This window comes from Arenimonas sp. (genome assembly GCF_044353605.1).
In the GTDB taxonomy this organism is placed as follows: Bacteria; Pseudomonadota; Gammaproteobacteria; order Xanthomonadales; family Xanthomonadaceae; genus Arenimonas.
The window spans coordinates 15,278-41,031 of the sequence record NZ_JBILBO010000003.1 but is presented as its reverse complement, the minus strand read 5'-3'; the positions used below and the strand labels follow the sequence as shown (position 1 = coordinate 41,031).

27 protein-coding genes and 1 pseudogene are annotated in these 25,754 nt (G+C 58.0%); 14 read left to right on the top strand and 14 right to left on the bottom strand.

All coding sequences use genetic code 11. The features are described from left to right. Nucleotides 1-86: 86 nt before the first annotated feature. The 3 genes from rnr to ACIQ1A_RS02590 are packed head-to-tail and all read left to right on the top strand — an operon-like array spanning nucleotide 87 to nucleotide 3,492. Nucleotides 87-2,456: a ribonuclease R gene (rnr, locus tag ACIQ1A_RS02600; RefSeq protein WP_395769522.1), complete on the top strand. Its 2,370-nt coding sequence runs from the start codon at nucleotides 87-89 to the stop codon at nucleotides 2,454-2,456. Further along, entirely contained in the window at nucleotides 2,453-3,208 is a 756-nt protein-coding gene (gene rlmB / locus ACIQ1A_RS02595; RefSeq protein WP_395769521.1) for a 23S rRNA (guanosine(2251)-2'-O)-methyltransferase RlmB, read from the top strand. Before rnr ends, rlmB begins: the two co-directional genes overlap by 4 nt. Beyond that, on the top strand, nucleotides 3,205-3,492 hold the full coding sequence (locus ACIQ1A_RS02590) for a hypothetical protein (RefSeq protein ID WP_395769520.1): 288 nt from the start codon (nucleotides 3,205-3,207) through the stop codon (nucleotides 3,490-3,492). The genes rlmB and ACIQ1A_RS02590 overlap by 4 nt, the downstream gene beginning before the upstream one ends. On the opposite strand, the gene rnt is transcribed toward ACIQ1A_RS02590, so the two are convergent. From rnt to ACIQ1A_RS02555, 7 genes are all read right to left on the bottom strand, one after another. Then, on the bottom strand, nucleotides 3,489-4,106 hold the full coding sequence (gene rnt / locus ACIQ1A_RS02585; RefSeq protein ID WP_395769519.1) for a ribonuclease T: 618 nt from the start codon (nucleotides 4,104-4,106) through the stop codon (nucleotides 3,489-3,491). The two genes, ACIQ1A_RS02590 and rnt, sit on opposite strands and share 4 nt — an antisense overlap. Before the next feature lie 73 nt (nucleotides 4,107-4,179). Next, complete coding sequence (gene phoU / locus ACIQ1A_RS02580) at nucleotides 4,180-4,875, bottom strand: phosphate signaling complex protein PhoU (protein WP_395769518.1); 696 nt, start codon at nucleotides 4,873-4,875, stop codon at nucleotides 4,180-4,182. 8 nt (nucleotides 4,876-4,883) lie between these two features. Further along, nucleotides 4,884-5,690, bottom strand: a complete 807-nt coding sequence (gene pstB / locus ACIQ1A_RS02575; protein WP_395769517.1) for a phosphate ABC transporter ATP-binding protein PstB — start codon at nucleotides 5,688-5,690, stop codon at nucleotides 4,884-4,886. Beyond that, entirely contained in the window at nucleotides 5,683-6,540 is an 858-nt protein-coding gene (gene pstA, locus ACIQ1A_RS02570; RefSeq protein WP_395769516.1) for a phosphate ABC transporter permease PstA, read from the bottom strand. The genes pstB and pstA overlap by 8 nt, the downstream gene beginning before the upstream one ends. Continuing rightward, entirely contained in the window at nucleotides 6,540-7,496 is a 957-nt protein-coding gene (gene pstC, locus ACIQ1A_RS02565) for a phosphate ABC transporter permease subunit PstC (RefSeq protein WP_395769515.1), read from the bottom strand. Before pstC ends, pstA begins: the two co-directional genes overlap by 1 nt. A gap of 67 nt (nucleotides 7,497-7,563) precedes the next feature. Next, entirely contained in the window at nucleotides 7,564-8,577 is a 1,014-nt protein-coding gene (gene pstS / locus ACIQ1A_RS02560) for a phosphate ABC transporter substrate-binding protein PstS (protein WP_395769514.1), read from the bottom strand. A 75-nt stretch (nucleotides 8,578-8,652) separates the two neighbouring features. After that, nucleotides 8,653-9,870, bottom strand: coding sequence for an OprO/OprP family phosphate-selective porin (locus ACIQ1A_RS02555; protein ID WP_395769513.1), 1,218 nt, complete (start codon nucleotides 9,868-9,870; stop codon nucleotides 8,653-8,655). A gap of 149 nt (nucleotides 9,871-10,019) precedes the next feature. Here ACIQ1A_RS02555 and ACIQ1A_RS02550 point away from each other — a divergent pair, with 149 nt between their 5' ends. The 3 genes from ACIQ1A_RS02550 to ACIQ1A_RS02540 are packed head-to-tail and all read left to right on the top strand — an operon-like array spanning nucleotide 10,020 to nucleotide 13,586. After that, a complete protein-coding gene (locus ACIQ1A_RS02550; RefSeq protein WP_395769512.1) occupies nucleotides 10,020-10,838 on the top strand; it encodes a UDP-2,3-diacylglucosamine diphosphatase in 819 nt (272 codons plus the stop codon). Then, a complete protein-coding gene (locus tag ACIQ1A_RS02545) occupies nucleotides 10,835-11,887 on the top strand; it encodes a glycosyltransferase family 4 protein (RefSeq protein WP_395769511.1) in 1,053 nt (350 codons plus the stop codon). Before ACIQ1A_RS02550 ends, ACIQ1A_RS02545 begins: the two co-directional genes overlap by 4 nt. Continuing rightward, nucleotides 11,874-13,586 (top strand): lysophospholipid acyltransferase family protein, encoded by a 1,713-nt coding sequence (locus ACIQ1A_RS02540; protein WP_395769510.1) that lies wholly within the window; start codon nucleotides 11,874-11,876, stop codon nucleotides 13,584-13,586. The genes ACIQ1A_RS02545 and ACIQ1A_RS02540 overlap by 14 nt, the downstream gene beginning before the upstream one ends. On the opposite strand, the gene nth is transcribed toward ACIQ1A_RS02540, so the two are convergent. Genes nth through ACIQ1A_RS02525 form a run of 3 tightly spaced genes read right to left on the bottom strand, consistent with a single transcriptional unit; the run spans nucleotide 13,583 to nucleotide 15,206 of the window. Further along, complete coding sequence (nth, locus tag ACIQ1A_RS02535; RefSeq protein WP_395769509.1) at nucleotides 13,583-14,215, bottom strand: endonuclease III; 633 nt, start codon at nucleotides 14,213-14,215, stop codon at nucleotides 13,583-13,585. The two genes, ACIQ1A_RS02540 and nth, sit on opposite strands and share 4 nt — an antisense overlap. Continuing rightward, nucleotides 14,212-14,430, bottom strand: a complete 219-nt coding sequence (locus ACIQ1A_RS02530) for a hypothetical protein (protein ID WP_395769508.1) — start codon at nucleotides 14,428-14,430, stop codon at nucleotides 14,212-14,214. The genes nth and ACIQ1A_RS02530 overlap by 4 nt, the downstream gene beginning before the upstream one ends. Beyond that, nucleotides 14,430-15,206, bottom strand: coding sequence for an enoyl-CoA hydratase/isomerase family protein (locus tag ACIQ1A_RS02525; RefSeq protein WP_395769668.1), 777 nt, complete (start codon nucleotides 15,204-15,206; stop codon nucleotides 14,430-14,432). Before ACIQ1A_RS02525 ends, ACIQ1A_RS02530 begins: the two co-directional genes overlap by 1 nt. A 150-nt stretch (nucleotides 15,207-15,356) precedes the next feature. On the opposite strand from ACIQ1A_RS02525, the gene ACIQ1A_RS02520 reads away from it, so the two are divergent. The 4 genes from ACIQ1A_RS02520 to ACIQ1A_RS02505 are packed head-to-tail and all read left to right on the top strand — an operon-like array spanning nucleotide 15,357 to nucleotide 17,745. Further along, the gene (locus ACIQ1A_RS02520) at nucleotides 15,357-16,088 is read left to right on the top strand and encodes an FKBP-type peptidyl-prolyl cis-trans isomerase N-terminal domain-containing protein (protein ID WP_395769507.1); all 732 of its coding nucleotides are present in this window, start codon (nucleotides 15,357-15,359) and stop codon (nucleotides 16,086-16,088) included. A gap of 34 nt (nucleotides 16,089-16,122) precedes the next feature. Further along, complete coding sequence (locus ACIQ1A_RS02515) at nucleotides 16,123-16,296, top strand: DUF1289 domain-containing protein (protein WP_395769506.1); 174 nt, start codon at nucleotides 16,123-16,125, stop codon at nucleotides 16,294-16,296. Nucleotide 16,297: 1 nt separating this feature from the next. Next, on the top strand, nucleotides 16,298-16,912 hold the full coding sequence (locus tag ACIQ1A_RS02510; RefSeq protein ID WP_395769505.1) for an NUDIX hydrolase: 615 nt from the start codon (nucleotides 16,298-16,300) through the stop codon (nucleotides 16,910-16,912). After that, nucleotides 16,909-17,745 (top strand): sulfurtransferase, encoded by an 837-nt coding sequence (locus ACIQ1A_RS02505; protein WP_395769504.1) that lies wholly within the window; start codon nucleotides 16,909-16,911, stop codon nucleotides 17,743-17,745. Before ACIQ1A_RS02510 ends, ACIQ1A_RS02505 begins: the two co-directional genes overlap by 4 nt. Nucleotides 17,746-17,758: 13 nt before the next feature. Here ACIQ1A_RS02505 and ACIQ1A_RS02500 read toward each other — a convergent pair whose 3' ends face one another. From ACIQ1A_RS02500 to uvrA, 3 genes and pseudogenes are all read right to left on the bottom strand, one after another. Continuing rightward, a complete protein-coding gene (locus ACIQ1A_RS02500; RefSeq protein ID WP_395769503.1) occupies nucleotides 17,759-18,502 on the bottom strand; it encodes an enoyl-CoA hydratase/isomerase family protein in 744 nt (247 codons plus the stop codon). Nucleotides 18,503-18,525: 23 nt separating this feature from the next. Then, a complete protein-coding gene (locus tag ACIQ1A_RS02495; protein ID WP_395769502.1) occupies nucleotides 18,526-18,918 on the bottom strand; it encodes an acyl-CoA thioesterase in 393 nt (130 codons plus the stop codon). Nucleotides 18,919-18,932: 14 nt separating this feature from the next. Then, nucleotides 18,933-21,749: pseudogene (uvrA, locus tag ACIQ1A_RS02490) on the bottom strand (excinuclease ABC subunit UvrA); the annotation flags it as partial. 224 nt (nucleotides 21,750-21,973) lie between these two features. On the opposite strand from uvrA, the gene rplU reads away from it, so the two are divergent. The 3 genes from rplU (at nucleotide 21,974) to cgtA (ending at nucleotide 23,716) form a co-directional block, all read left to right on the top strand. Beyond that, on the top strand, nucleotides 21,974-22,285 hold the full coding sequence (gene rplU / locus ACIQ1A_RS02485; RefSeq protein WP_395769501.1) for a 50S ribosomal protein L21: 312 nt from the start codon (nucleotides 21,974-21,976) through the stop codon (nucleotides 22,283-22,285). Nucleotides 22,286-22,303: 18 nt separating this feature from the next. Continuing rightward, entirely contained in the window at nucleotides 22,304-22,564 is a 261-nt protein-coding gene (gene rpmA / locus ACIQ1A_RS02480; RefSeq protein WP_395769500.1) for a 50S ribosomal protein L27, read from the top strand. Between the two features lie 84 nt (nucleotides 22,565-22,648). Further along, nucleotides 22,649-23,716, top strand: a complete 1,068-nt coding sequence (gene cgtA / locus ACIQ1A_RS02475) for an Obg family GTPase CgtA (RefSeq protein ID WP_395769499.1) — start codon at nucleotides 22,649-22,651, stop codon at nucleotides 23,714-23,716. A gap of 77 nt (nucleotides 23,717-23,793) precedes the next feature. Here cgtA and rpsT read toward each other — a convergent pair whose 3' ends face one another. Beyond that, nucleotides 23,794-24,063: a 30S ribosomal protein S20 gene (gene rpsT, locus ACIQ1A_RS02470; RefSeq protein WP_395769498.1), complete on the bottom strand. Its 270-nt coding sequence runs from the start codon at nucleotides 24,061-24,063 to the stop codon at nucleotides 23,794-23,796. Nucleotides 24,064-24,178: 115 nt separating this feature from the next. Here rpsT and murJ point away from each other — a divergent pair, with 115 nt between their 5' ends. Continuing rightward, entirely contained in the window at nucleotides 24,179-25,738 is a 1,560-nt protein-coding gene (gene murJ, locus ACIQ1A_RS02465) for a murein biosynthesis integral membrane protein MurJ (RefSeq protein ID WP_395769497.1), read from the top strand. Nucleotides 25,739-25,754 lie beyond the last annotated feature (16 nt).

Genomic DNA, 25,754 nt, shown 5'->3' with positions numbered 1-25,754 from the left:
CGATTTTTGTCAAAACAAATACGCATTTGCCGTATCCAATCAGATGCTTAACGGCAGGTTAAGAGCGATGCGTGTAAGATGAGGGCATGAAAAAACCCCCGAAAAACAAGAAAAAGTCCAGTCTCCCGGCCTGGATGCCGGATACGCTGAAACAAGCGGCTCCAGGCAAACCGGGCGGTAAATCCCGACAGAAACCGCAGGCCGCCAAGCCGAAGTCAGGTCCATCATCGGCCCGCTATGGCACAGCCGGCGATCAGCACTTTCACCGCGAGGCGCAGAAATATGAAAACCCCATCCTCAGCCGCGAAGGCCTGCTGAAGTATCTGCGCGATGCCGAGGGCCCGATGCCGCTGGAAGATTTGGCCAAAGCGCTGAAACTGGATGCGCCAGATCGACTGGATGCCCTCCAGCGACGCCTGCAGGCCATGGTGCGTGACGGACAGGTGCTTTTGAACCGGCGTGGCGGCTATGCACCGGCCTCGGCTTTGGATCTGCTGGCAGGTACCGTGACCGCGCATCCGGACGGCTTTGGGTTCGTCAAATTCGAAACCGGCGGTGACGATGGCTTCCTGAATCCCAGCGAACTGCGGAAATGCTTTCATGGCGACCGCGTGCTGGTCAGTGTCATCAATATCGATCATAGGGGCCGGCGCAATGTCGCCATTGCCGAAGTGCTTGAGCGCCGCCACACACGGGTCACCGGCCGATTCAATATCCGCACCGGAATCGCCACCGTGGTACCGGACGACAAACGGCTGCAGCATGAAGTCCTGATCGGCCCGGATGATCGAAGCGGAGCCAAAGACGGACAGCTGGTTGTTGCTGAAATCACATCGCCGCTGGATTCGGGCCGGCCGCCGATCGGCAAGGTCTTGGTGGTGCTGGGTGACCGCTTGACCGCGACCAAAGTGGTCGAAATGGCCATCCATGGTCACAACCTGCCGCATGAGTTCCCGGAACCGGTGCTGCGGGAAGCCAATGCCATACCGGTGGATGTGACCGCAGCCGAAACCGCCGCACGTGTCGATATGCGCCATCTTCCACTGGTGACCATTGACGGCGAAGACGCCAAGGATTTCGACGATGCCGTGTACTGCGAGTCCAATCCTGCGGGGTTCCGTCTTGTAGTCGCCATCGCCGATGTCTCGCATTACGTCCGTCCGGGGGCCGCTCTGGATGATGAAGCCGTATTACGTGGCACGTCGGTGTATTTCCCGGGTTTTGTCGTCCCGATGCTTCCCGAGAATCTGTCCAACGGCATCTGTTCGTTGAAGCCGAAAGTCGATCGCCTGTGTTTCGTCTGCGACATGCAGGTCGGATTCGACGGGCTGGTCAGCGAATCCCGCTTCTACGAAGCTGTCATGCACTCGCATGCCCGACTGACCTACAACCAAGTCTGGAAGGTCATCGGCGAAGACGATGCCGAGACCAAAGCGATGTTGGGCGATCTGCTGCCGGCCATTTCCCGTCTGCACCAGCTTTACGACATCCTGTCCAAGGCACGTACCCGCCGTGGTGCCATTGAATTCGAATCCAGTGAAGTCCATTTTGAACTCAATCCCCAGGGTGAAGTCATCCAGGGTGGCCTGTTGGCACGTAATGACGCCCACAAATTGATTGAGGAATGCATGATTGCCGCCAATGTCGAGGCCGGCAAGGCCGTGCTGGCCAATCATGCGCATGCGCCGTTCCGCGTGCACGATCGGCCGCCGGAATCGAAGTATGCCGACCTGCTGGAATACCTTAAGGAATTCGCGCTGAGTATGCCGAGCTACGCCAAGGTGCAGCCCAAGGATTTCACCAATCTGCTTAAGAAAGTCCGTCTGCGGCCGGATGCGGCCCTGCTGGAAACTGTTTTGCTGCGTTCGCAAAGTCTTGCGGTTTACAGTACGGACAACAAAGGTCACTTCGGTCTGGCGCTGGAAGCCTACAGCCATTTCACCTCGCCAATCCGGCGTTATCCCGATCTGCTGTTGCACCGCGCCCTGAAGAAAGCCTTGCTGCCGGCCAGTGATGGCGGCTTCAACTATTCAGCGCAGGAAATGGACAAGCTCTGTCTGCAGTGTTCCGCGCTCGAGCGCCGCGCGGACGAGGCCGAAAGGGAAGTCGATGAGCGCTATCGCAGCGCATGGATGGAACAGCATGTGGGGTCCCAGTTCGATGGTGTCATCAGCGGCGTTACCAGCTTCGGACTGTTCGTGGAGTTGACCGATTCCAAGGTCAATGGTCTGGTGCACGTGACTCAGCTTCCGCATGACTACTGGCATTTCGACCCTCAGCGCAAGACCCTGACCGGTGAACGCAAGCGCATGAGCTTCCGATTGGGCGATCCGATCCGGGTGCTGGTGTTGAAGGCCAGCGTGGAAGACAAACGCATCGATTTCAAACCGGTGTTCGCCGATGCCGACCGTGCGAAACAGAACATGGACGAAACAGCAAGGAAAAAACGCCGATGAGCAAAACAAGCCAATGGATTTCGGGAATCAATGCCGTCGCTTCGGCGCTCGAGCATGACATAGAACACGTGCGCGAAGTGCTGGTCGAGGCCGGCAGCAAAAACGCGCGCATCGTTGAAATCGAGGAAAATGCCCGCCGCCGGGATATTTCCGTGCGCCGTGTAACGCATCAGGCGCTGGAGGGCATTGCCGGCGGTCTGCGCCATCAGGGCGTGATCGCGCGCTATGAAGCGGCCAAACCGACCGAAGAATCGGAATTGCCCGGACTCATCGAAGCCGCTGCTGGTAAAGCGCTGCTATTGGTTCTGGATGGCGTTCAGGACCCGCACAATCTCGGCGCCTGTCTGCGCTCGGCCGCCGCTGCCGGGGTGACCGCCGTCATCATTCCCAAGGACAAGGCGGCGCCGCTTAATGCCACTGTTCGCAAGACTTCCGCCGGTGCCGCTGACCGCATCCCGGTCATTTCGGTGACCAATCTGGCACGCACATTGCGTGCCATCAAAGATGCCGGCGTGTGGGTTTACGGCATGGACGGCGAAGCGCCTGGATTGATTTACCAGACCGACTTCACCGGCAACGTCGCCATCGTCATGGGCGGCGAGGGTGAGGGCATGCGCCGTTTGACCCGCGAGCACTGTGACGGATTGATTAAAATTCCGATGCCTGGTGAAATGGAAAGCCTGAATGTGTCGGTCGCGACCGGCATTGCATTGTTCGAAACCGTCCGTCAGCGTCAAGGAGTGAAATCATGACCATCCAATGGTTCGATATCGTCGGTCTGCTCGGGGTAGGGCTCACCTTGCTGGCCTATCTGGCACTTCAGGCGCGTCGCATGCGAGGCGATGGTGTGATCTATCCATTGCTGAATCTGATCGGCGCAGGTGCCATTCTGGCCTCCTTGATTTATGACGAGCACACCAATCTTTCGGCCTTCGCTATTGAGGCGGCCTGGTGCGTTATCAGCATCTACGGCATCTACCTGGCGCTATGCGAGCGTGCATCGTCGCTAGTTAACCGTAAGCCGCCTGTAGCTTAAAGGGGTTTGCCCCAGCCGTTGACGATTTGGCAGAACAGCTGTGCGGTCCGTTCTGTGTCATAGACCGCCGAATGGGCATCATCGTTGTTCCAGTCCATGCCGGCCGCCATGACCGCCTTGCTCAGTACGGTCTGGCCATAGGCCATCGCGGCCAGAGTCACCGTATCGAGCGTACTGAAGGGATGGAACGGATTGCGTTTGTGGCCGACCCGCGCCACGGCCGCATTCAGGAAGCCCAGATCGAAGGAGGCATTGTGCCCGACCAGAATCGCGCGCGTGCAGTTGTTGCGCTTGGCGGCCTGCCGTATGGGCGCAAAGATATGGTCGAGCGCAGCCCGTTCATCCTTGGCGTCACGGAACGGGTGGGAGATGTCGATGCCGGTGATTTCAAGTGATTTCGGATCGATTTCCGAGCCTTCGAACGGGATCACATGGCTGGAATAAATCTGACCGACGGTCAGCAATCCGTTCTCGTCATATTCGATCGGAGCGGCCGCGATTTCCAGAAGCGCATGACGCATGCAATCGAAGCCGCCGGTTTCAACGTCGACCACGACCGGTAAAAAACCGCGGAAACGATCATTGAGGGGAAATTTCGGTGGCGTTACGGACATGCAGCCATGATACCAGTGTTCCCATAACGAAAAGACCCGCCGGAGCGGGTCTTTTTGGGAAGTCTGCTCGGAATCACTCGCTGGTACGGTCTTCTTTTTTCCGCTCGCCTTCCGGCATGTCGCCATGCACCACGAACCAGGTGTTTTCGGCGATGTTGGTGGCATGGTCGCCGATACGTTCGATGTTCTTGGCCATGAACATCAAGTGTGTGCAGGCGCCGATGGTGCGGGGATCTTCCATCATGTAGGTCACCAGTTCGCGGAAGAAGCTGGTGTACATGGCGTCGAGATCGGCATCGGCGTCACGGACCGTGGCGGCGAGCTCGGCATCGCTTTCGGCATAGGCCTTCAGGGCATCGCTAAGCAGGGCGTTGGCGGTTTTGGCCAGGCGCGCGATCCGGCTCGTTGCCGGTATCGCCGGACTGTTGTTGAGGACGATCGAGCGCTTGGCCACGTTCGAGGCGTAGTCGCCGATGCGTTCGATGTCAGAGGAGATGCGTAGCGCGGCATAGACTTCGCGCAGATCGCGCGCCATTGGCTGGCGCAGTGCCAAGAGCTTGAGAACGTCGACACTGATCGTATTTTCCAGTGCGTCGATGGCTTCATCATTTGCGACCACACGGGCGGCGGCATTGCTGTCGCGTCGGCTGAGTACATCGACGGCGGCATTGAGCTGCGCCATGGCCAGTTCACCCATCTGTTTGATCTCATCGTACAGGCGGTCGAGTTCGGAGTCGAAGCTTTTCAGGATATGGTCATGGGTGTTCATAGGAATCCTTAGCCGAAACGGCCGGTGATGTAATCTTCGGTCTGTTTCTTGGTGGGTTTGGTGAAAATGGTTTCGGTCACGCCGTGTTCGATCAGCTCGCCGAGATACATGAACGCCGTATAGTCGGAGACGCGTGCGGCCTGCTGCATGTTGTGCGTCACGATCAGGATGGTGAATTGCTGCTTGAGTTCGGAAATCAGCTGCTCGATTTTGCCCGTTGCGATCGGGTCGAGGGCTGAGGTCGGTTCGTCGAACAGGATGACTTCCGGCTTCAACGCCACGGCGCGTGCGATGCACAAGCGCTGTTGTTGTCCGCCGGAAAGGCCGAGTGCACTCTGCTTGAGTTTGTCCTTGACTTCCTCCCACAGAGCGCCTTCACGCAAAGCGCTTTCAACCCGGACATCCATTTCCGCTTTTGACAGTTTTTCATAGTGGCTGATGCCGTAGGCGACGTTGTCATAGATCGACATCGGGAACGGCACCGGCTTCTGGAATACCATGCCGACCTTGCTGCGCAGTTTGTTCAGCGGGTAGTTCGGGTCAATGATGTTTTCGCCATCCAGCATGACGGTTCCGGTTGCGCGCTGTTTGGGATAAAGGCTATAGATGCGGTTGAACACCCGCAGCAGCGTGGATTTGCCGCAGCCGGAGGGGCCGATCAGCGCCGTGACCTTGTTTTCCGGAACGTCCAGTGAAAGCTCTTTGATGGCTTTGAAATCGCCGTAGTAGAAAGCAAGATCACGGGCCGACAGCTTGGCGGGAGTCTGGCTTTCAATCGTTGACGAATGTGGGACCGACAGGTGCAGATTAGCCATATTTATTATTCCGGGCAAGAACGACGCGGGCGAAAATGGAGATGAACAATACGAAAAGCGTGACGATGAGTGCGCCGGCCCAGGCCAGCTTGTTCCAGTATTCGAATGGACTCATGGCGAATTGGAAGATGACCACCGGAACGCTGGCCATCGGTTTGGCCATATCCGTATTCCAATACTGGTTGTTCAGTGCGGTGAAAAGCAGCGGCGCGGTTTCACCGCTGATGCGCGCCAGGGCCAGCAGGATTCCGGTCAGGATTCCCGGCAGGGCGGCGCGATACAGAATCTGTGTGTTGACTTTCCACTGCGGGATGCCCAAAGACAGTGCCGCTTCGCGCATCTGGGTCGGCACCAAACGGATCATCTCGTCGGTGGTGCGCACCACCACCGGCAATACGATGAAGCCGAGGGCGATGGCGCCGGCATAGCCCGAAAAGCCGCCTGTCGGCTGGACCAGAATGGTGAACACGAACAGGCCGAGTACGATTGACGGTGCCGACAGCAGGATGTCGTTGACGAAGCGGATGGTATCGCCCAGCCAGTGATGGTTGACGTATTCGGCAAGGTAGGTGCCGGCGGCAATGCCGATGGGGGCAGCCATGAGGATGGCCAACAGGCACAACATGAAACTGCCGACCAGGGCATTCAACATACCGCCGCTGACTTCACCGGGTGGCGGAGTCATCTGGGTGAACAGATGCAGGCCGATGGCATCAATACCTTTGGTCAGGGTGGTCCACAGAATCCATGTCAGGAAAAACAGCCCGAAAATCGTGGCAAGTCCCGACAGAACCATGGTTCCGCCATTGATGATGCGACGCTTGAGGTAAATGTGTTCGACGTTCGACATCAGTTGCCATCCCGTTTGTTCAGGCTGCGCAGCATCAGGCGCGCAATGCTCAGTACGATGAAGGTAAGAATGAACAGGACGAAACCGAGTGCCAGCAGGGTTGATTTATGCAGGGGATCCACGGCTTCGCCGAACTCATTGGCAATGGAAGAAGCGATGGATGTTCCCGGATTCATCAGGCCGAGGCCGAGATCGTAGGCGTTGCCGATCACGAAGGTGACCGCCATGGTTTCGCCGAGCGCCCGGCCAAGGCCGAGGAAAATACCGCCGATGACGGCAGAGCGGGTATAGGGCAGTACGATGTTCCAGACCACTTCGGTCGTGGTGGAACCGAGTGCATAGGCCGATTCCTTTAACTGCGTCGGAACGGTCAGGAATACTTCCCGCATCACCGAAGCGATGAACGGGATGATCATAATGGCGAGAACCAAACCGGCGGTTCCGATGCCGATGCCGAGTGGCGGACCTTGGAACAGGGCGCCAATCAGGGGTTTTTCGCTCAAGTTTTCGTAAAACCAGGGAAATACATGTGCACCCAGAAACGGCACCAGAATAAACAGACCCCACATGCCGTAAATAATTGAAGGAATGCCGGCCAGCAGCTCGATGGCCGAAGAAACCGGCAGGCGCAGCCAGCTCGGGGCGAGTTCGGTCAGGAAGATGGCGATACCAAAGCTGATAGGGACTGCAATCAGCAGGGCAATAAGCGAGGTGTAAACGGTGCCGAAAACCGGCACCAACGCGCCGAATTGGCTTTGCGGCACATCCCAGTTCGGAGTCGTCAGAAATGAAAAGCCGAAAGTCTGGAACGCCTCGAAGCCGCCTTTGAACATCATGACGGCCGCGGCAAACAAGGAAATTAGTACAAAAAGACCTGCAACAGTAACTGCACCCTTGAAGAACCGGTCGTTACGGCTATCGCGTTGAGTCCGTTGCTGGCTAATCGAAATCGTCATGGTGTCTCACTGGTTCAGATACAGAAATGGCCCGATACCGGAGGTATCGGGCCATAGGATAACGCAATTACTTGATGTTGGCGGCCCAGTAGGCTTTGATCTGCGTGGTCAGCTCATCCGGCAGGGCTACATAGCCCAAGGATTCCGCCGAGTCGTCGCCGTTCTGGTAAACCCAGTCGAAGAAGGCCAACGCCTCTTTGCTGCGCTGCGGGTTTTTCGGGGTTTTGTACATCAGGATGAAGTTGGTGGCCGAAATCGGATAGGCCTGTGCGCCCGGGGCATCGGTAATCACCAGCGAGAAGTCCTTGACGTCGCCCCATTCGGCCGAAGCGGCTGCGGCTTTAATCGATTCCTTGCTGGGCACGATGAAGTTACCGGAACGGTTGCGCACGGCGGTGTAATTCAGTTTGTTGGTGATGGCATAGGACAGCTCGACATAACCGATCGCACCCTTGATCTGCTTGGTGTAAGCGGCGACGCCCTCATTACCTTTGCCGCCGATGCCGCTCGGCCACTTCACGGCCGTGCCTTCACCGACCTTATTGCGCCAATCCAGACTCACCTTCGACAGGTAATTGACGAAGTTGAAGGTGGTGCCGGAACCGTCCGAGCGATGCACGACGGTGATCTTCAGTGCCGGGAAAGCAACGCCGGGGTTGACGGTGGCAATGGCCGGATCGTTCCAGTTGGTGATTTTGCCGAGGAAGATGTCGGCGATGAGTGGGCCGGTCAGTTTCACTTGGCCCTGCTTCAAACCGGGAATATTGACAATCGGCACCACGGCGCCCATGACCGAGGGAAATTGGGCCAGGCCAGAGGCGGCCAGATCGCCGGGTTTCAGCGGGGCATCGGAGGATCCGAAATCAACGGTTGCCGCCTTGATCTGGGCAATACCGCCACCGGAACCGATGGACTGGTAGTTGACCTTGTTTTTGGTGGCTTTATTGTAGTCGGCGGACCATTTTGACATGGCCGGAAAGACGAAGGAAGCGCCGGCGCCGGTGATTTCAGCAGCGTTGGCGACCATGCCGGCGCTAGCCAGCGCCAGTGCCAGAATCGAGGTTTTCAAGGTATTGAACATGTGTGCTCCTGAGCCAAGCCCACATTGGGCTTGGCATATAGTGAAGTGGATTTGTTACAGGATTATGACAGCCGCTTACCAGAACAGTTGGGCGCGGAATTCGAAGATGTCCGGATTGTCGTCCTGGAAGTCCTTGATTGTGCTGCTGTATTTGCTGGAATCAACCATCACGTAATTGGCCGAGAACTTGAAGTTCGAGCGCCAGTACCAGTTGACGCCCACGGTCCAGTTGCTTTCCTCACCACCCATGACACCGGTCACGACCGGAGCCAGCGGGTTGGTGAAATCGACATTGCCGTCATTCAAATCGGCGGTGTCATAGCGCAGACCCAGCTGCCACATGCCCTTGCCCGGATCGTTCGGCAGCGGGGTGCTGAATACGCCGCCTCTGTAGCCCGAGCCTTCGCCGGTCAGGTTATAGACGCCGTAGACATACCAGCTGTCGCCGGTGAAGCTGGGATTCAAATCGCGGCTGACCTTGGTGGTCATGTATTCGGCCTGGATTTTAAGCGGGCCGGCCACATAAGCGGCTTCGAAACCGGTGGTTTTCAGACGGTCGGCATCGTTGAAGGTGCCGGTATCGATCAGACGTTGTGCCGAGGCATCGGCGTTCGGGCGCACGCGCAGGCGGGCGGTGCCGTTGTCGAAACTGTCACGGGCTTCCATATCGATGTAGGACAGGCCGAGGTGCAGGATGCTGGTGTCGGTTTTGATCGGAGCGAAGTAGCCACGCAAGCCATAGCCTTGGCCGGTGCCCAGCGAGGGGCTTTCATTGTTGGTGATTTCATTGCCGAAGTAGGTGACGGTACCGCCCCAGTTGCCGTAGTCGGTATCGACCTTGACACCAAAACGCCGGCTCATGCCCTGCATGTTGGTGGTCATAGCTTTCGAGATGAAGTCGTTGTTCTTGGTGCTGGACAGTTCTTCCAGGCTGTTCGGTTGTTTGTACTGACCGACGGTGACGGAGGTCTGACCATTGAATTTATAGGAAATGTTGTTGTCCAGGAACTTGTCGGAGCGGGCGTCGTAGCCGATGACCCAGTTCCACATGCCCGGGCCTTTGCCTTTGAGGATCAACTCGGCGCGACGCATGCCGAAATCGCTATCCGTACCATCCACGGCATCGGAGCTGAGAACGCGGAAATCATCGTTGTACCAGTAGGAGTCGGTCTGGACAAGACCTTCGAAGGTCACTTCGGAACCACCGATGACATCGATGGTGTATTGGGCATCAGCGGTACCGGCAAATGCGGCGAGCACGGCGACGGAAAGCAGAGAATGACGGATTTTCATTGTGGGATCCTTATTAGAAGGTGGTTTGAAACCAGCTCATCTTAGGACGTGAATATTTCATTAATGTTACAGAAACACGAATTTTTACATTTGGTGGAAACTGCCGAAACTGCAATAAATCCGTCATTTAGGCGTGTCATAAAGGCGGCATGAACCGATATCGCACAATTTTTATTTCCGATGTACATCTCGGCACGCCGGGCTGTCAGGCCAACTATCTCCTCGATTTCCTTCGATATAACGATGCCGAAACCATTTATCTGATCGGCGACATCATCGACGGATGGCGCCTGAAGAAGTCCTGGTTCTGGCCGCAGGAACACAACGATGTCCTGCAGAAACTCTTGAAGAAGGCACGCAAAGGCTGTCGCGTCATTTATGTGCCCGGCAATCACGATGAAGCCGGGCGCCAGTTCGCCGGTATGTCATTCGGAAGAATCCGCATCCGCCACGAGGACATCCATGTGCTCGCCGACGGGCGTCGGCTTTGGGTCACTCACGGCGATCTGTTCGACGGCGTGATGCAGTACGCGCGCTGGCTCGCCTACCTTGGCGACTGGCTGTATAGCGTCATCTTGGTTGCCAACCGCTGGTTCAACCGGCTGCGCACCCGGTTTGGCTATCCGTACTGGTCGCTGTCGCAGTATCTGAAGCACAGTGTCAAGAATGCGGTCAGCTTCATCAGCAGCTTCGAAACCATGATGGCGCACGAAACGCGTCGGCGCGGCTGTGACGGTGTGGTCTGCGGGCACATCCACAAAGCCGAAATCAAGATGATCGACGGGGTGCTGTACTGCAACGACGGGGATTGGGTCGAAAGCCTGACCGCCATGGTCGAGCATTTCGACGGCAGTCTGGAAATCGTCCATTGGAACGAAATCAAATCGTCCGCCGCCGTGCCGGAACGCCAGCTGCGCATCACCAAAGTATCCGTCAATGTCGAACATGTCATGGAGAGCACCGAATGAAGATCGCAATCATCACCGATGCCTGGAGCCCCCAAATCAACGGAGTGGTCAAAACCCTCGAGCAGACCGTCCGCTGTCTGCGCGCCGAAGGCCATGAAGTCCTGGTGTTAGAACCTACGGAATTCTCGACGATGGCCTGTCCGGGATATCCCGAAATCCGTCTGTCGCTGCTGCCATACCGGCGCGTCAAGGCAATCCTTTCCGGATTCTCGCCGGATGCAATCCATATCGCCACGGAGGGCCCGCTCGGGTTCGCCGGACGGCGTTATGCCCTGAAAAACGGACTCAACTTCACTACGGCCTATCACACCAAGTTTCCTGAATATCTCGAGGCCCGAACCGGCATTCCAGCCAAGCACTTCTATCCGGCCATGCGTTGGTTCCATTCCTCTGCAAAGGCGGTCATGGTCTCCACCGACAGCGTCATCAGCGAGCTGCAGGCGAAGGGTTTCGGAAATCTTGTGAAGTGGAGCCGGGGCGTTGATATGTCGGTATTCGGTTCAGATCCGCCGCGAAACAAGAAAGAGGGCGCAGACCCGGTGTTTCTTTTCGTCGGCCGCATCGCCGTCGAGAAGAATCTTGAGGACTTTCTGGGGCTGCGTCTGCCGGGTGAAAAATGGCTGGTCGGGGATGGTCCTGCGCTGGAAAACCTTGCCGATCGTTATCCGGATGCTATTTTCTTCGGGTCGAAGACCCATGCCGAACTCGCTGAAATCTACCGGATGGCGGATGTTTTCGTTTTCCCCAGCAAGACTGATACGTTCGGACTCGTACTTCTGGAGGCCATGGCATCCGGGCTGCCCGTAGCGGCCTATCCCGTGGCCGGACCGATGGATGTCCTCGCAGGGTGTGAAGCCGCGGCGCTCCGCAATGATCTGCTGGAGGCCTGCCTGACTGCATTGGAATTGAATCCGAAACACGCCATCGCCCATGCGCAGCAATTTTCCTGGCAACACACGACCGGTCAATTCCTGCGCAATCTGCACCCGAATTACGCGCCATCGACAAACCGTGCAATTACAGGGAATTCCATGCATGCGAGTCATTGAACAGGAAATCATCCGCCGTTTTCCGCAATGGTTCAACGGGCCGAAGGGAAAAATCAGTACTGCCATCATGCGGGGCTACGGAAAGTTCTGTCGTTTCGATGAAATCGAGCGGTTTCTTGCCAATCATGGCCATCTGAAAGGACAGCTTTTGGTGGAGCAGGCACTCGAATACCTGGACATCCGTTACGCAGTTGATCACATCGAGAAAAGTTATATTCCTGCATCGGGGCGTTGCATCGTGGTCGCCAACCATCCTGCCGGAGTCGTCGATGCGCTCGCATTGCTGCATTTCATCGGCACGGTGCGTCAGGATGTCCGTATTCTGGCCAACGAGGCCCTGTCGTCGCTCGGTCTTCTGGATGAACTTCTCATTCCTGTGGATGTTTTTACGGCCGATCGCCGGCGGTCAAGCATGGATGCCGTGCATCAGGCCCTGGAGGGCGAGCAGTGCGTCATCATCTTTCCCGCAGGAGAGGTTTCACGCCTGCGCCCCACGGGAATCAAAGATACGCCATGGCATACCGGCTTCGTGCGTCTTGCCGCAAAGCACAATGCCCCCATCGTACCTGTCCGAATCAAGGCCCGTAACTCCGCGCTTTTCTACAGTCTGTCGGCAATTTACAAGCCTCTGGGAACCCTGATGCTGCCACGTGAAATCACCGCGCGGCGCAGCACGCGCATTGAAATGCGGATAGGCCAACCGCATCAGGTAAGTGCCGCATCGCCGCCGAAACCAAGTTTGGCTGCTATACGGCAAAGCCTGTATGCCATCGGCACCCGACGTCATTCACGCATCGCCGGGCCGGAGCCATTGATATCTCCTGTGGATCCGCGCCTTGTTAAATCCGAGCTGAAACGCATGGAGCTTCTGGGCAGTACTCCCGATGGAAAACACATTTATTCGGGACGCATCCTTTCCGGATCGCCGTTGTTGTCGGAACTGGGCCGTCTGAGAGAGCTCACTTTCCGATCGGTCGGCGAGGGCACCGGAAGACGGCTCGACATCGACCGCTACGACACCTGGTATGAACACATCCTGCTCTGGAGTCCGGATGACCTCGAAATCGTCGGTGCCTACCGTATTGCGTTCGGTGATCAGGTTTATGCGGATCACGGCATTGACGGATTTTACAGTGCCAGTCTTTTCAGGTATTCCTGTGAAACCCTGTCACGGCTGGTAAAGGGTGCGGAGCTCGGCCGCAGTTTCGTGGTGCCGAAATACTGGAACAGCCGCAGTCTTGATAATTTATGGCATGGCATTGGCGCATGTCTGGCGCGTCGACCGGAGGTTCAGTATCTGTTCGGTCCGGTTTCGATCAGTGCCGACATGCCGATTGCCGCGCGGGAGTGTCTGATTGCCTATTATCGCCAATACCACGGATGTCAGAAGGATTCGGCAACGGCACGCCGCCCATTCCAGCCTCTGCAGGAAAAAACCAGCCCGCTCAGCCGTGAAGAGGCCTTCAAGTCGATGAAAGAAGCGCTTTCGGGCATGGGTGTCAAAATCCCAACGCTCTACAAGCAGTATATGGAGCTTTGCGAACCCGACGGTGTCAGATTCCTTGCTTTTGGTGTTGATCCCGATTTCAACAATACGATTGACGGATTGATGGAATTGGAAATCGGGCGCATGAAACCCCACAAATTCGCACGCTATTTCGGCCGACCGGACGAAATCTCCGGAAAGAATGCCGCTTAAACGGTTTTTTGCTTGAAGCTGCATAAACTGCGCACCACGCAGTTCGTGCAGTCCGGTTTACGTGCCTTGCACACATAGCGCCCGTGCAGGATCAGCCAGTGATGTGCATCCACCAGAAATTCTTTGGGCACGGCCTTGAGCAGTTTGTCTTCCACCTGGCGCACGGTTTTTCCCGGCGCCAGTCCGGTCCGGTTGGCAACACGGAAGATATGGGTGTCGACCGCCATGGTAGGTTCGCCGAAGGCGGTGTTCAGAACCACATTCGCGGTTTTCCGGCCGACGCCGGGCAGGGCTTCAAGCGCCTCGCGCTCACGCGGAACCATGCCGTCTTGGCGTTCGATCAGCAGCCGGCAGGTCTCATAGACATTAGCGGCCTTGGCATTGAACAGACCGAGTGTGCTGATGGCCTTGCGCAGAGCCGGCAGACCGAGCTTCAGTATCGCCTGTGGCGTATTGGCTACGGGATACAGCCGGCGCGTCACTTTGTTCACGCCGACATCGGTGGACTGTGCCGACAGCATCACCGCAATCAGCAATTCGAATTCACTGGTATAGAGAAGCTCGGTCTTCGGGTGCGGATTGAGCTCGCGCAGACGGCTGAAGAATTCGGTGCGGTCGGTCATTTTCATGCATCGTCGCCTTTGTCCACCAGTGCTTGCGCGCGCGCCAGTGCACGTGCCAACGGATCCGCCAAGGCCTGTTGCCGTTTGAAGGCGGTTTCATGGGCGATGCGCTCCAGCCTTGCAGCGCGCCGTTCATGGCGTACTTTCAGCAAGACCGATCGCGCCAGTCGCGCTTCACCCAGAAGCGCCTTGGCCCGGGCGAGGGCATCGGCCTGTGTCATCACTTGCCCGCGAAAACGGCCGGTTGCCGTTTCAGGAAGGCATCCGTTCCGGTACGCATGTCTTCGGTGGCGAACATCAATCCGAACATCTGGCTTTCGTAATCCAAACCGACATCCAGGGTGGCTTCGGCGCCGTAACGGATGCAGTCCAAAACGCCACGCAGCGCCAGCGGTGCCAGCGAAGCGATGTGCGTCGCCAGTTTCTCGGTCTCTTCTTCCAGTGCCTCCGGGGCATGCACGCGGGTCACCAGATTCACCGCAAGCGCGCGAGCGGCGTCAATCGGTTGGCCGCTCAGGCACAGATCCAGTGCAATTGCTTTGCCGCACAAACGGACCAGGCGTTGGCTGCCGCCGAAGCCTGGAATCAATCCGAGATTCACTTCCGGCTGGCCCAGCTTGGCGGTGCTGGCGGCAACACGGATGGCGCAGGCCATGGCAAGTTCGAGTCCGCCGCCGAGCGCGAAGCCATTGATCATGGCGATGACGGGCTTTCCGCATTGTTCGATGGACAGCATCAGATTCTGGCCGAGCTTGGAAAAATCACGGGCTTCGATGGCGCTCAGGCCGTTCATTTCGGCGATGTCGGCGCCGGCCACAAAGGCCTTGGGCCCTGATCCGGTCAGCACGATTATGCGCACTTGCGGATGGATTGAGAGGCTTTGGAAGGCACTGTGCAACTCGAGGAGGGTTTCCCGATTCAATGCATTCAGTTTGTCCGGACGGTTGATACGGACCCAGGCGACATTGTCTTTCAATTCAATCAACAGGTTAGCGATATTCATGGCAAGGGCATCCGTCAGTTGGAACTAATGCGGGCGGCTGGCGGTCGAATCGACTGTGGCCATCACTAGCCGAAGGGCCGGTGAATGGGTATTCTATCAACCTGTCGGGAGCATTTTTGCTCTTTTTTTCACTCTGGAGAGACTATGAAGTTGCAATTGCTGTCGGCCGTTCTGGCCTCCACGCTGGCCACCGCCGCTTTGGCGCAAACCGCTCCTGCCGCCAAGCCCGCAACTCCGGTTGCCAGTGGTCCGGTCGATAAAGCCGCTTTGGCTTACGCCCTCGGTTATGATTTCGGCCGCAATATGGCCGATCAAGCTCCGGGTCTGGATGTCACCGCCATCAACCGCGCCATTCAAGACGGCTATGCCAAGCGTCCGCCGACCATCGCTCCGGAAAAACTGGAAGCCACCATGGTCGCTTACCAGAAGCAACGCGAAGCTGAAGCCAAATCCCGCTTCGATACCGCAGCGCGCGAGAACAAGTTGAAGTCGGATGCCGTGATTGCCTCCAACAAAACCAAGCCGGGCGTTGTCACCCTGCCGAGCGGCATCCAGTACAAAGTGGTTGAAGCCGGTGCCGGTGCTCGGCCGAACCTCAACAGCACCGTGGAATTCAATTTCTCGGGTGCGCTGGCCACAACCGGTCAGCCCTTCGTCAGCACCTTTGCTGACGTCAAGCCGGTTTCCGGCAAGCTGAGCGATGTGGTCAAGTTGCCGGGCATGCAGGAAATCATGCAGCAGATGCCGAATGGTGCCCGCTGGCAGGTTCTGTTGCCGCCGGAAAAAGCATGGGGTAGCGGCGTGGATTCTGTCCGTGGCGGCCCGGGTCCGAATCAGGCCATTTTGCTGGACATCAAACTGATCTCCGTCAAGTGATGAAAAAGCCCCGGTTCGCCGGGGCTTTACGGTTATGGCTCAACCTGTCCTCAGCCCCTGTGTGGGCATCTGTACCATCAATGACAACGGCTTCTGTGAAGGCTGTTTCCGCAGTCTTGGCGAAATCGGGAACTGGCTTTCTTACAGCCCGGAGCAGCGCGAATACCTGATGGAAACCGTGCTGCCGCAGCGCGAAAGCGAATCCTGAAATGCCCCAGGCATTATGGCAGCAGGTGCAGCGTGCGCTCTTGAGCGAATCCGCTGTCCTGCAGGCGGTACCGCATAATCTGGCCGAGCTGGAATCCTTTCTTCCGGAAGCCGAGGCCTTTGCACCGGCTTCGGTGCTGTGCGGTCTGGTGCCTCGCGCGGATGGCCTTCAAGTGTTATTGACCAAACGCTCCCCGCATCTTCGCCACCATCCTGGGCAGATCAGCTTTCCCGGTGGTCGTATCGAAACCGCAGACGCCAACCCGTTCGAAGCCGCCTTGCGCGAAGCGCATGAAGAAATCGGGCTGGAGGCGGACTATGTGCGACTGCTCGGTTATCTCGACCCGCTGGTGACCATCACCGGTTACCGGGTGTTTCCAGCTGTGGCGATTGTTGATCCCGATTACCGTGCTGAGCCCGATGGTGTGGAAGTCGCCGAGCTGTTCGAAGCGCCCTTGTCGCTGTTTCTTGATGCCGGCAATGAGCATCCCTTCGAGATTGAGTTTCGCGGTGCAATGCGCAACCTGAAGGAATTCCGCTGGCAGGATTACCGGATCTGGGGAGCAACGGCGAGTATGCTGATTAATCTACGCACGCGACTGGGAGCATTGTCATGAGCCTGATTTCCGCACCGGCGCTTTCCGGAAAATTGTTCGCACCGAATCTGAAAATCCTCGATGCCCGGTTTTCGCTGGCGGAAGCGGCGCTTGGCCGCAATGAATACCTGCACAGCCATATCCGCGGCGCACAGTACATGGATCTAAATGCCGACCTGTCCGGACCCAAAACCGATCCGCATCTTGGCCGTCATCCGCTGCCTTCCCCGGCGCATTGGCAAACGGTACTGGAACGACTTGGCATTCGCCCGGAACATGAGGTGGTGATTTATGACCAAGCCGACGGCGCCATGGCGGCGGCGCGGGCCTGGTTCCTGTTTGTTTTGGCCGGCCATGAAAACGTGACCGTATTGAACGGCGGCATGAATGCCTGGCTGGCACTGGATCTTCCCACCGGATCTGTCCTTGCTGAACCGGAGCCCTCACACTATCCGGTGCATTTCCGTATGCAGCGGCTGATTGCTGAAGATGAACTGAAAGTCCGCCTACAAGGCTCCGATGTGCTGTTGCTGGATGCCCGTGCACCGGAGCGTTTCCGGGGCGAGCTTGAGCCGCTGGACCGGAAAGCCGGGCACATCCCGGGTGCGGTCAATCGGCCCTATGCGCTGAATCTTGAAAATGGATTGTTCAAGTCTCCCGATACCTTGCGTGCAGAGTTCGAAGCTCTGGCTGATGGTCGCAAGGAAATGCTGCTCAGCTGCGGCTCCGGCGTCACCGCTTGCCACAACGCCCTGGCCTTGAGCCATGCAGGATTGGATCATTGGCGCCTTTTCGCGCCGAGTTGGAGCGGTTGGATTGCTGAGGACAGCAATCCAGTGGCTGTCGGCGACTGATTACATCAAGACCTTATTTTTTCGGGAAAAGACCCTGCAATACGCGCTGGGTTTCCTCCGAATACCAGCCCTGCAGGAACAGTTCCATCTGATTGCCAGCGAAGCCGTCAAGCGCCTGAACGATATCGGCGCGGGCAATCGCGCGCGAAATGCGCTGTGGCCCCTGCGGCAGCGCCGTAGTGCTTTTCAGCCAAGTTAATGCGGTTTCTACCACCGCTTCTTGCGGCGCCAGTTCATCGATGATGCCGAGCGCATGTGCCTGTGCCGATTCAATCATGGCACCGGCCACAATCAACCGCTCAGCGCGGTGCGCGCCGACGATACGGCGCATCAGGTATTGGATGGCTTCGGGAACCGCTAGGCCCACTTGGGTTTCATTCAGGCCGATGCGGAACGGGCCTTCGGCCATGACACGGTAATCGCAGCACAGCGCAAGAACGCAACCGCCGGCCGGGTTGTGCCCGGAAATGGCAGCGGCCACCGGAATCGGGGATTTCGCCAAGGCGCGTGCGGCATCGAAGAAGCGTGACCAACAGGCGCGCAGACCGTCTTCATCACAACCCAGCAGATAGGGCACATCCAGTCCTCCGGAGAACACTTTGGCACCACCGCTGAGCACTATGCCGGTGGCGCCGTTTCCGGGAGCGGACTGAACCGCATCCGTCAGTGCGTCAAGCAGTACGAAATTCAGGGCATTCACCGGCGGGCGTGCCAGTTTGATTTCATGGATATTGCCGTGCTGGATGATTTCGATCATGGCGGTCTCGTGGATGATTTGAATTAGATGAACAGTGCTGCAATGTAGTCGGGCAGGGCAACCGTCTGGCCGGCACGGTCGATCCAGACCAATACCGTATAGCCTTCGGCATAGATTACCGAAGCATCCCCGGCACTATGGATGCGATGGCCGATGGTGGCACTCTTGCTTCCGCGTTTTTCAGCGAACAGGGAAACGGTGATTTGCTCCGGCCACACGATGGGTTTGCGGAAATCGACATGGATGGCCGCTACGATGGGCGCAGCATCTCCTTCCTGCCAGCTATTCTGCAGGCTGTTGAACCACTGCACGCGGGTTTCTTCCACATAGCTGAGGTATTGGGCATTGTTGACATGGCCGAGTGCATCCATCTCGCGCCAGCGTATGTCCATGCCATGGCTGAAAATCGGGGTCATTTGCGTGCCTTTTTAAGTAGCGGTGCCAGGAAACGCCCGGTGTGCGAGGCCGGATTGGCGGCAACCTGCTCCGGCGTGCCTTCGGCGATGATCTGGCCGCCGCGGTATCCGCCCTCCGGGCCGAGGTCGATGATCCAGTCGGCGGTCTTGATGACGTCGAGATTGTGTTCTATGACCACCACGGTATTGCCGTCATCGCGCAGCTTGTGCAGGATTCCGAGCAGATGGTCGATATCATGGAAGTGCAAGCCGGTGGTCGGCTCATCGAGAATATAAAGCGTGCGGCCAGTGTCACGACGTGACAGTTCCTTCGAGAGCTTCACGCGTTGCGCCTCACCGCCGGAAAGCGTGGTGGCGGATTGCCCGAGCTTGATGTAACTCAGTCCGACATCCATCAGGGTTTCCAACTTGCGTGCCAGGGCCGGTACCGGCTTGAACAGTTCCAAGGCGTCTTCCACGGTCATTTCCAGCACGTCGTGGATGGAGTGGCCTTTGTAAAGGATGTCCAATGTTTCCCGGTTGTAACGTTTGCCGTGGCAGACATCGCAGGGCACATACACGTCGGGCAGGAAGTGCATTTCGACTTTGATCAGGCCATCGCCTTGACAGGCTTCGCAGCGGCCACCGCGCACGTTGAAGCTGAAGCGTCCGGGCGAATAGCCGCGCGCACGCGATTCCGGAACCTGTGCGAATAATTCCCTTAACGGAGTGAACAGTCCCGTGTAGGTGGCCGGGTTGGAGCGCGGCGTGCGTCCGATCGGCGATTGGTCGATGTCGACCACTTTGTCGAACAGCTCGACGCCGTCGATGGAGGCGTGCGGGGCGATGGTGTGCGAAGCGCCGTTGAGTTCGTTGGCAATAATCGGGAACAGGGTGTCATTGATCAGGGTCGATTTTCCGGATCCGGAAACCCCGGTGATGCAGGTCAACAGGCCGGCGTGCAGCGTCAGGTCGACATTTTTGAGATTGTTGCCTGAAGCCCCTTTCAGGGAAAGCTTCATGCGTGGATTCGGCTTCGTGCGTTTTTCCGGTAATTCGATTTTTTTCTTGCCCGACAAATAATCGCCAGTCAACGAACCTTTCGCTTTGAGGATGTCCTTCAGGACACCCTGGGCGATGATGCGGCCGCCGTGGATGCCGGCACCGGGGCCGATATCGACGATATGATCGGCGGCACGGATGGCATCCTCGTCATGCTCGACCACGATCACGGTATTGCCGATGTCACGCAGGCGGGTCAGGGTGCCGAGCAGGCGTTCGTTATCACGCTGATGCAGGCCGATGGACGGCTCATCGAGCACATACATCACGCCGACCAGGCCGGCACCGATCTGTGATGCCAGACGGATGCGCTGTGCTTCGCCGCCGGACAGCGTATCGGCCTTGCGCTCCAGACTCAGGTAATCCAGGCCGACGTCCATCAGGAAGCGCAGGCGTTCAAGGATTTCCTTGACGATCTTTTCGGCGATTTCGCCGCGCCAGCCGGCTACTTTCAACGCGGCGAAGAAGGCCGTGCAGGCATCGATCGACATCCGGCTGATGTCGGTCAGGTTTTTGCCGCCGACCAGCACGTTACGGGCCGAGCGGTTCAGGCGCGAGCCCTGGCATTCCGGGCATTCGCGGCTGGAGATGAATTTGCCGAGTTCTTCGCGGACGGCTTGGGATTCGGTTTCCTTGTAGCGCCGTTCCAGGTTGGGGATGATGCCCTCGAATACGTGCTTGCGAACCGTCCGGCCACCGGCTTCGGTCAGATAGGTGAAGGCGATCTGTTCGCCTCCGCTACCGAATAGCACGGCCTGACGCACGGCATCTGAAAGTTCCTGCCAAGGGTTTTCCGGATCGAAGCGGTAATGCTTGGCCAGCGAATGGATCAGCTGGAAGTAGTAGGCGTTGCGCCGGTCCCAGCCGCGGATGGCGCCGGCGGCCAGGCTCAATTCCGGATGCAGTACCACTTTGCCTGGATCGAAGAACTGCGCGACCCCGAGTCCGTCGCAGGACGGGCAGGCGCCCATTGGTGAGTTGAACGAGAACAGTCGTGGTTCAAGCTCAGTCAGCGAATAATCGCAGACCGGGCAGGAATACTTCGCCGAAAACAGGATGCTGGGGGTATCGGCATCGTCCATCGGCGCCAGTTCGGCGCTGCCGTCGCCCAGTTTCAGGGCGGTTTCGAAGCTTTCTGCCAGCCGCTGCTTGATGTCCTCGCGCGGTTTGAAGCGGTCGATGACGGCATCGATGCTGTGCTTCTGGCGCAGGGCCAGTGGTGGCACATCGTCGAGTTCATAGAGAACGCCGTCGACCCGGGCCCTGACATAGCCCTGGGCGCGCAGTTGGTCGAACACCTGCATGTGTTCGCCTTTGCGGTCCTTGATGACCGGTGCCAGAAGCATGAAGCGCTTTTCCGGGTCCTGGGCCAGGGTCTGGTCGACCATCTGGCTGACGGTCTGGGCGCTGAGCGGGTAATTGTGGTCCGGACAGTGCGGGGTGCCCACGCGCGCGAACAGCAAGCGCAGGTAATCGTAGATTTCGGTGATGGTACCGACCGTGGAGCGGGGGTTGTGCGAGGTCGACTTCTGCTCGATGGAAATGGCTGGGGAGAGGCCTTCGATGTGGTCGAGGTCCGGTTTTTCCATCACGCTCAGGAACTGGCGGGCATAGGACGACAGCGACTCGACGTAGCGGCGCTGGCCCTCGGCATAGATGGTGTCGAATGCCAGCGAGCTCTTGCCCGAGCCGGACAGGCCGGTGATGACGATCAGCTTGTCGCGGGGCAGATCGAGGTCGATGTTCTTCAGGTTGTGAGTACGGGCACCGCGGATGCGGATAAAGTCCATCATAGGGGTCGGATACGGCCGGGAATCAATCGTTCAGTCTATCAGGAAGCGGTGGCCGGGCGGTAGTCTGAACGCCGGTTCAGGCTGGGCTGGGCACCCACCCCGATTCGGCCTCCATAAGCCCGAAGTCTGTTGACTTTTCGGGGGCTTAGGCGCATAATTTCGCGTCTGGGCTTCGACCAAAGTCCGGGTTTTTTCAAAATAACTACAGAGGAATCCAGGTCATGTACGCAATTATCGTTACCGGCGGTAAACAATACCGCGTGATGAAGGACGAAGTGCTCCGCGTCGAAAAGCTCGATGCCGAAGCCGGTGCCAACGTCGAAATCAATGAAGTCCTGCTCGTCGGCAACGGCGACAGCGTCACCGTCGGTACTCCGACCGTGGCCGGCGCCAAAGTCACCGCGACCATCAAGTCGCATGGCCGTCTGGACAAAATCCGCATCGTGAAATTCCGCCGTCGTAAGCATCATCGCAAGCAGATGGGCCATCGCCAGCATTTCACTGAAATCCAAATTACCGGCATCACTGCCTAAGACCGAGGAGAAAACGTCATGGCATCGAAAAAAGGCGTAGGCTCAACCCGCAACGGCCGCGATTCCAACCCGAAATACCTGGGCGTCAAGATTTACGGCGGCCAAGCCATTGAAGCAGGCAACATCATCATCCGTCAGCGCGGCACCGAGTTCCACCGCGGCGCCAATGTCGGCATGGGTCGTGATCACACCCTGTATGCACTGGTCGACGGCACCGTCGATTTCGCCGTGAAGGGCCCTAAAAAGCGCCGCACGGTCAGCGTGGTTCCGGCCGAATAAGCCACTCGCGCTTGTCGGAGAAACCCCGCTTCGGCGGGGTTTTTCATTTAAGCTTTAACATCATTTCCCCTTGGGAGAATACCCATGAAGTTCGTGGATGAGGCGGTCATTACAGTCACCGCCGGCAATGGCGGCAACGGCTGCATCAGTTTCCGCCGCGAAAAATTCATTCCGCTCGGCGGCCCCGATGGCGGCGACGGCGGTGACGGCGGCAGCGTCTGGCTGGAAGCCGACGAAAACCTGAACACCCTGGTCGATTTCCGCCATGACCGTTACTTCAAAGCCCAGCGTGGTCAGAACGGCATGGGTCGGCAGATGTTCGGCAAGGCCGGCGAAGACATCACCATCAAGGTGCCGATCGGTACCGAAGTGGTCAACGTCGCCACCGATGAAATCATCGGCGATCTGACCGTTCACGGCGCCCGCATGCTGGTCGCCCAGGGCGGAGAAGGCGGCAAGGGCAACGTCCACTTCAAGAGTTCGGTCAACCGTGCACCACGCAAGGCCAGCAATGGCACGCCCGGCGAAGAGCGCGAAATCCGTCTGGAAATGAAACTGCTGGCCGATGTCGGTCTGCTCGGATTCCCCAACGCCGGCAAATCAACGTTTATCCGCGCGGTTTCCGCAGCCACGCCGAAAGTCGCGGATTATCCATTCACCACGCTGCACCCGAATCTGGGCGTGGTCAGTGTCGAGATCGCCCGCAGCTTCGTGATTGCCGATATTCCGGGTCTGATTGAAGGCGCTGCCGACGGCGCCGGCCTTGGCAGTCTGTTCCTGCGCCATGTGCAGCGCACGCGTCTATTGCTGCATCTGGTCGACATGGCGCCGTTCGACGAATCGATTGATCCGGCCGAACAGGTCCGCGCCATTGAAAACGAGCTGCGCAAGTACGATCCCGACATGCTCGACAAGCCGCGTTGGCTGGTGCTCAACAAAGGCGACCTGCTGGATGATGAAACCCGGTCCGAGCGTGCCAAGGCCATCATCGCTGCGCTTGACTGGAAAGAGCCCTGGTTTACGGTTTCGGCCATTGGCCGCGAAGGGACGTGGCCGATCATGCTGAAGATCCAACAGTTCTTCGATGATCAGAAACACGCTGCCCTTGAGGCCGCTGAGGATCTTGCCGAGCGCGCCAAAATGGGCGTTTGACCCGGAGCTTCGGCTTCGCACGAGCAATAAAAAAACCGGCCTAGGCCGGTTTTTTCATGGATTTGCGTCAACCGCAATCAGGCGGCTTTCAGCGCCTTGATGTGGGCGGTCAGGCGGCTCTTGTGACGGGCGGCCTTGTTGCGGTGGATCAGGCCACGCGCGGAGTAACGGTCCAGAACCGGCACGGCCTCGACGAAAGCGGCTTCGGCGGCGGCGACATCCTTGGTTTCCAAGGCCTTGACGACCTTCTTGACCAGGGTGCGCAGCATCGAGCGGTGGCTGGTGTTGCGCGCGTTGCGGACCACGGTTTGCTTGGCGCGTTTCTTGGCGGATTTGATATTGGCCACAGCGGGCTCCTGAAAATCGGTGAATTGGGGGTGTCAAAGATTGAAAAGTATGGCAGAAAATCCCTGTTGCGTCAATAATGACCGTAGGTACAGTGTTCAGGATTCGGTGAAAACAGTGGCGAAACCCGGTTTATTGCGTTCCACCGCCGTTTTCGGGGGGATGACCTTCCTGTCGCGTCTGGCCGGATTCGCCCGGGACCTGTTGCAGGCCACCCTGTTCGGGACTGGGCCGGCCGTGAGCGCCTTTGTGGTGGCCTACCGGATTCCCAATTATCTGCGTCGTATTTTCGCGGAAGGTTCGTTTTCCTCGGCGTTCGTGCCGGTACTCTCGGAGTTGCGGGAAAAGGGCGATGAAGCGCAGATCCGTGATTTCCTGAACCATATCGCGGGAGCGCTGTTGGCCGTGGTGCTGGTGGTTACCGGTCTCGGCATTGCGTTGGCGCCTTGGATTGCCCAGATTTTTCTGGCCTTCGCCGACCAGGATTCCGAGCAGGTGGCCTTGACCGCTTCCATGCTTCGCATCACATTTCCCTATCTGACCTTCATTTCGATGACGGCACTGGCCGGCGCGGTGATGAACAGCTTCCGGCATTTCGGTCTGCCGGCATTCATTCCGGTTCTGCATAATCTGGCCATCATTTTCGCCATGCTGGTGCTGGCCCCCTTGTTCAGTATTCCGGCCTATGCGTTGGCCTGGGGCGTGCTGTTGGCGGGCATTCTCCAGTTCTGTGTGATGTGGCCGGCATTGGCGCGGTTTGGCGTAAAGCCGGCATTCCGTCTGGATTTCAAACATCCGGGCGTACAGCGGGTATTCAAACTGATGTTGCCGACCATCTTTTCGTCCTCGGTGGCACAGCTCAATCTGCTGGTCGGCACGGTATTCGCCTCGGCGCTGGTCGTCAATGCGCAGAGCTGGTTGTACTATTCCGACCGGCTGACCGAATTCCCGCTGGGTCTGTTCGGTGTCGCGATCGGTACCGTCATTCTTCCGCATCTGTCCCGGCAGCATGCTGCCGAGAATCGCGAGGGCTATAACCGCGCCCTGGACTGGGGATTGAAAATGGTGTGCCTGATCGGGATTCCGGCCGCAGTTGGTCTGGTGGCTTTGGCTGAACCCCTCTGCGCCACCTTGTTCCAGCACGGCAAATTCACTGCTGAAGATACCCATATGGTATCCCTGGCGGTATCTGCCATGAGCATCGGGATTCCAGCCTTCATGCTGTCCAAGGTGCTGCTTCCGGCCTTCTATTCGCGCCATGACACCAAAACCCCGATGCGGGTGGCGGTATGGACGGTGCTGGTCAACGTGGTTCTGATTGCGTCCTTCGTGTCATTGATGCGCTGGGCCGAATTGCCGTATGCCCATGCCGGTATCGCTTTGGCAACGGCATTGGCCGGGATATTCAATGCCGCCGCTCTGGCCTGGTTATTGCACCGGGAAGGCGTCTACCGCCCGGAAGCCGGTTGGCTGGTCTGGTTGTTACGGATTGTCGTGGCTACTGCAGCCATGTGGGCGGTGGTTTGGGCGGTGCGCTTCCACGTTGGCGACTGGGGCCAGCTGTCTGGTCTTTACCGGGTGCTCTGGCTGGTGGTTGCGGTGGCGGCTGGTGCTGCCGTCTATTTGGCGATGCAATTGATTTTCGGCCTTCGTCTGCGCCATTTGCGTGAAGTCTGAGGCCGGAAACAGCTAT

Excerpts from the sequence above, each read along its gene's own strand:
- rnr (WP_395769522.1), top strand. The coding sequence starts at position 87 with ATGAAAAAACCCCCGAAAAACAAGAAAAAGTCCAGTCTCCCGGCCTGG.
- rlmB (WP_395769521.1), top strand. The coding sequence starts at position 2,453 with ATGAGCAAAACAAGCCAATGGATTTCGGGAATCAATGCCGTCGCTTCG.
- ACIQ1A_RS02590 (WP_395769520.1), top strand. The coding sequence starts at position 3,205 with ATGACCATCCAATGGTTCGATATCGTCGGTCTGCTCGGGGTAGGGCTC.
- rnt (WP_395769519.1), bottom strand. The coding sequence starts at position 4,106 with ATGTCCGTAACGCCACCGAAATTTCCCCTCAATGATCGTTTCCGCGGT.
- phoU (WP_395769518.1), bottom strand. The coding sequence starts at position 4,875 with ATGAACACCCATGACCATATCCTGAAAAGCTTCGACTCCGAACTCGAC.
- pstB (WP_395769517.1), bottom strand. The coding sequence starts at position 5,690 with ATGGCTAATCTGCACCTGTCGGTCCCACATTCGTCAACGATTGAAAGC.
- pstA (WP_395769516.1), bottom strand. The coding sequence starts at position 6,540 with ATGTCGAACGTCGAACACATTTACCTCAAGCGTCGCATCATCAATGGC.
- pstC (WP_395769515.1), bottom strand. The coding sequence starts at position 7,496 with ATGACGATTTCGATTAGCCAGCAACGGACTCAACGCGATAGCCGTAAC.
- pstS (WP_395769514.1), bottom strand. The coding sequence starts at position 8,577 with ATGTTCAATACCTTGAAAACCTCGATTCTGGCACTGGCGCTGGCTAGC.
- ACIQ1A_RS02555 (WP_395769513.1), bottom strand. The coding sequence starts at position 9,870 with ATGAAAATCCGTCATTCTCTGCTTTCCGTCGCCGTGCTCGCCGCATTT.
- ACIQ1A_RS02550 (WP_395769512.1), top strand. The coding sequence starts at position 10,020 with ATGAACCGATATCGCACAATTTTTATTTCCGATGTACATCTCGGCACG.
- ACIQ1A_RS02545 (WP_395769511.1), top strand. The coding sequence starts at position 10,835 with ATGAAGATCGCAATCATCACCGATGCCTGGAGCCCCCAAATCAACGGA.
- ACIQ1A_RS02540 (WP_395769510.1), top strand. The coding sequence starts at position 11,874 with ATGCGAGTCATTGAACAGGAAATCATCCGCCGTTTTCCGCAATGGTTC.
- nth (WP_395769509.1), bottom strand. The coding sequence starts at position 14,215 with ATGAAAATGACCGACCGCACCGAATTCTTCAGCCGTCTGCGCGAGCTC.
- ACIQ1A_RS02530 (WP_395769508.1), bottom strand. The coding sequence starts at position 14,430 with ATGACACAGGCCGATGCCCTCGCCCGGGCCAAGGCGCTTCTGGGTGAA.
- ACIQ1A_RS02520 (WP_395769507.1), top strand. The coding sequence starts at position 15,357 with ATGAAGTTGCAATTGCTGTCGGCCGTTCTGGCCTCCACGCTGGCCACC.
- ACIQ1A_RS02515 (WP_395769506.1), top strand. The coding sequence starts at position 16,123 with ATGGCTCAACCTGTCCTCAGCCCCTGTGTGGGCATCTGTACCATCAAT.
- ACIQ1A_RS02510 (WP_395769505.1), top strand. The coding sequence starts at position 16,298 with ATGCCCCAGGCATTATGGCAGCAGGTGCAGCGTGCGCTCTTGAGCGAA.
- ACIQ1A_RS02505 (WP_395769504.1), top strand. The coding sequence starts at position 16,909 with ATGAGCCTGATTTCCGCACCGGCGCTTTCCGGAAAATTGTTCGCACCG.
- ACIQ1A_RS02500 (WP_395769503.1), bottom strand. The coding sequence starts at position 18,502 with ATGATCGAAATCATCCAGCACGGCAATATCCATGAAATCAAACTGGCA.
- ACIQ1A_RS02495 (WP_395769502.1), bottom strand. The coding sequence starts at position 18,918 with ATGACCCCGATTTTCAGCCATGGCATGGACATACGCTGGCGCGAGATG.
- rplU (WP_395769501.1), top strand. The coding sequence starts at position 21,974 with ATGTACGCAATTATCGTTACCGGCGGTAAACAATACCGCGTGATGAAG.
- rpmA (WP_395769500.1), top strand. The coding sequence starts at position 22,304 with ATGGCATCGAAAAAAGGCGTAGGCTCAACCCGCAACGGCCGCGATTCC.
- cgtA (WP_395769499.1), top strand. The coding sequence starts at position 22,649 with ATGAAGTTCGTGGATGAGGCGGTCATTACAGTCACCGCCGGCAATGGC.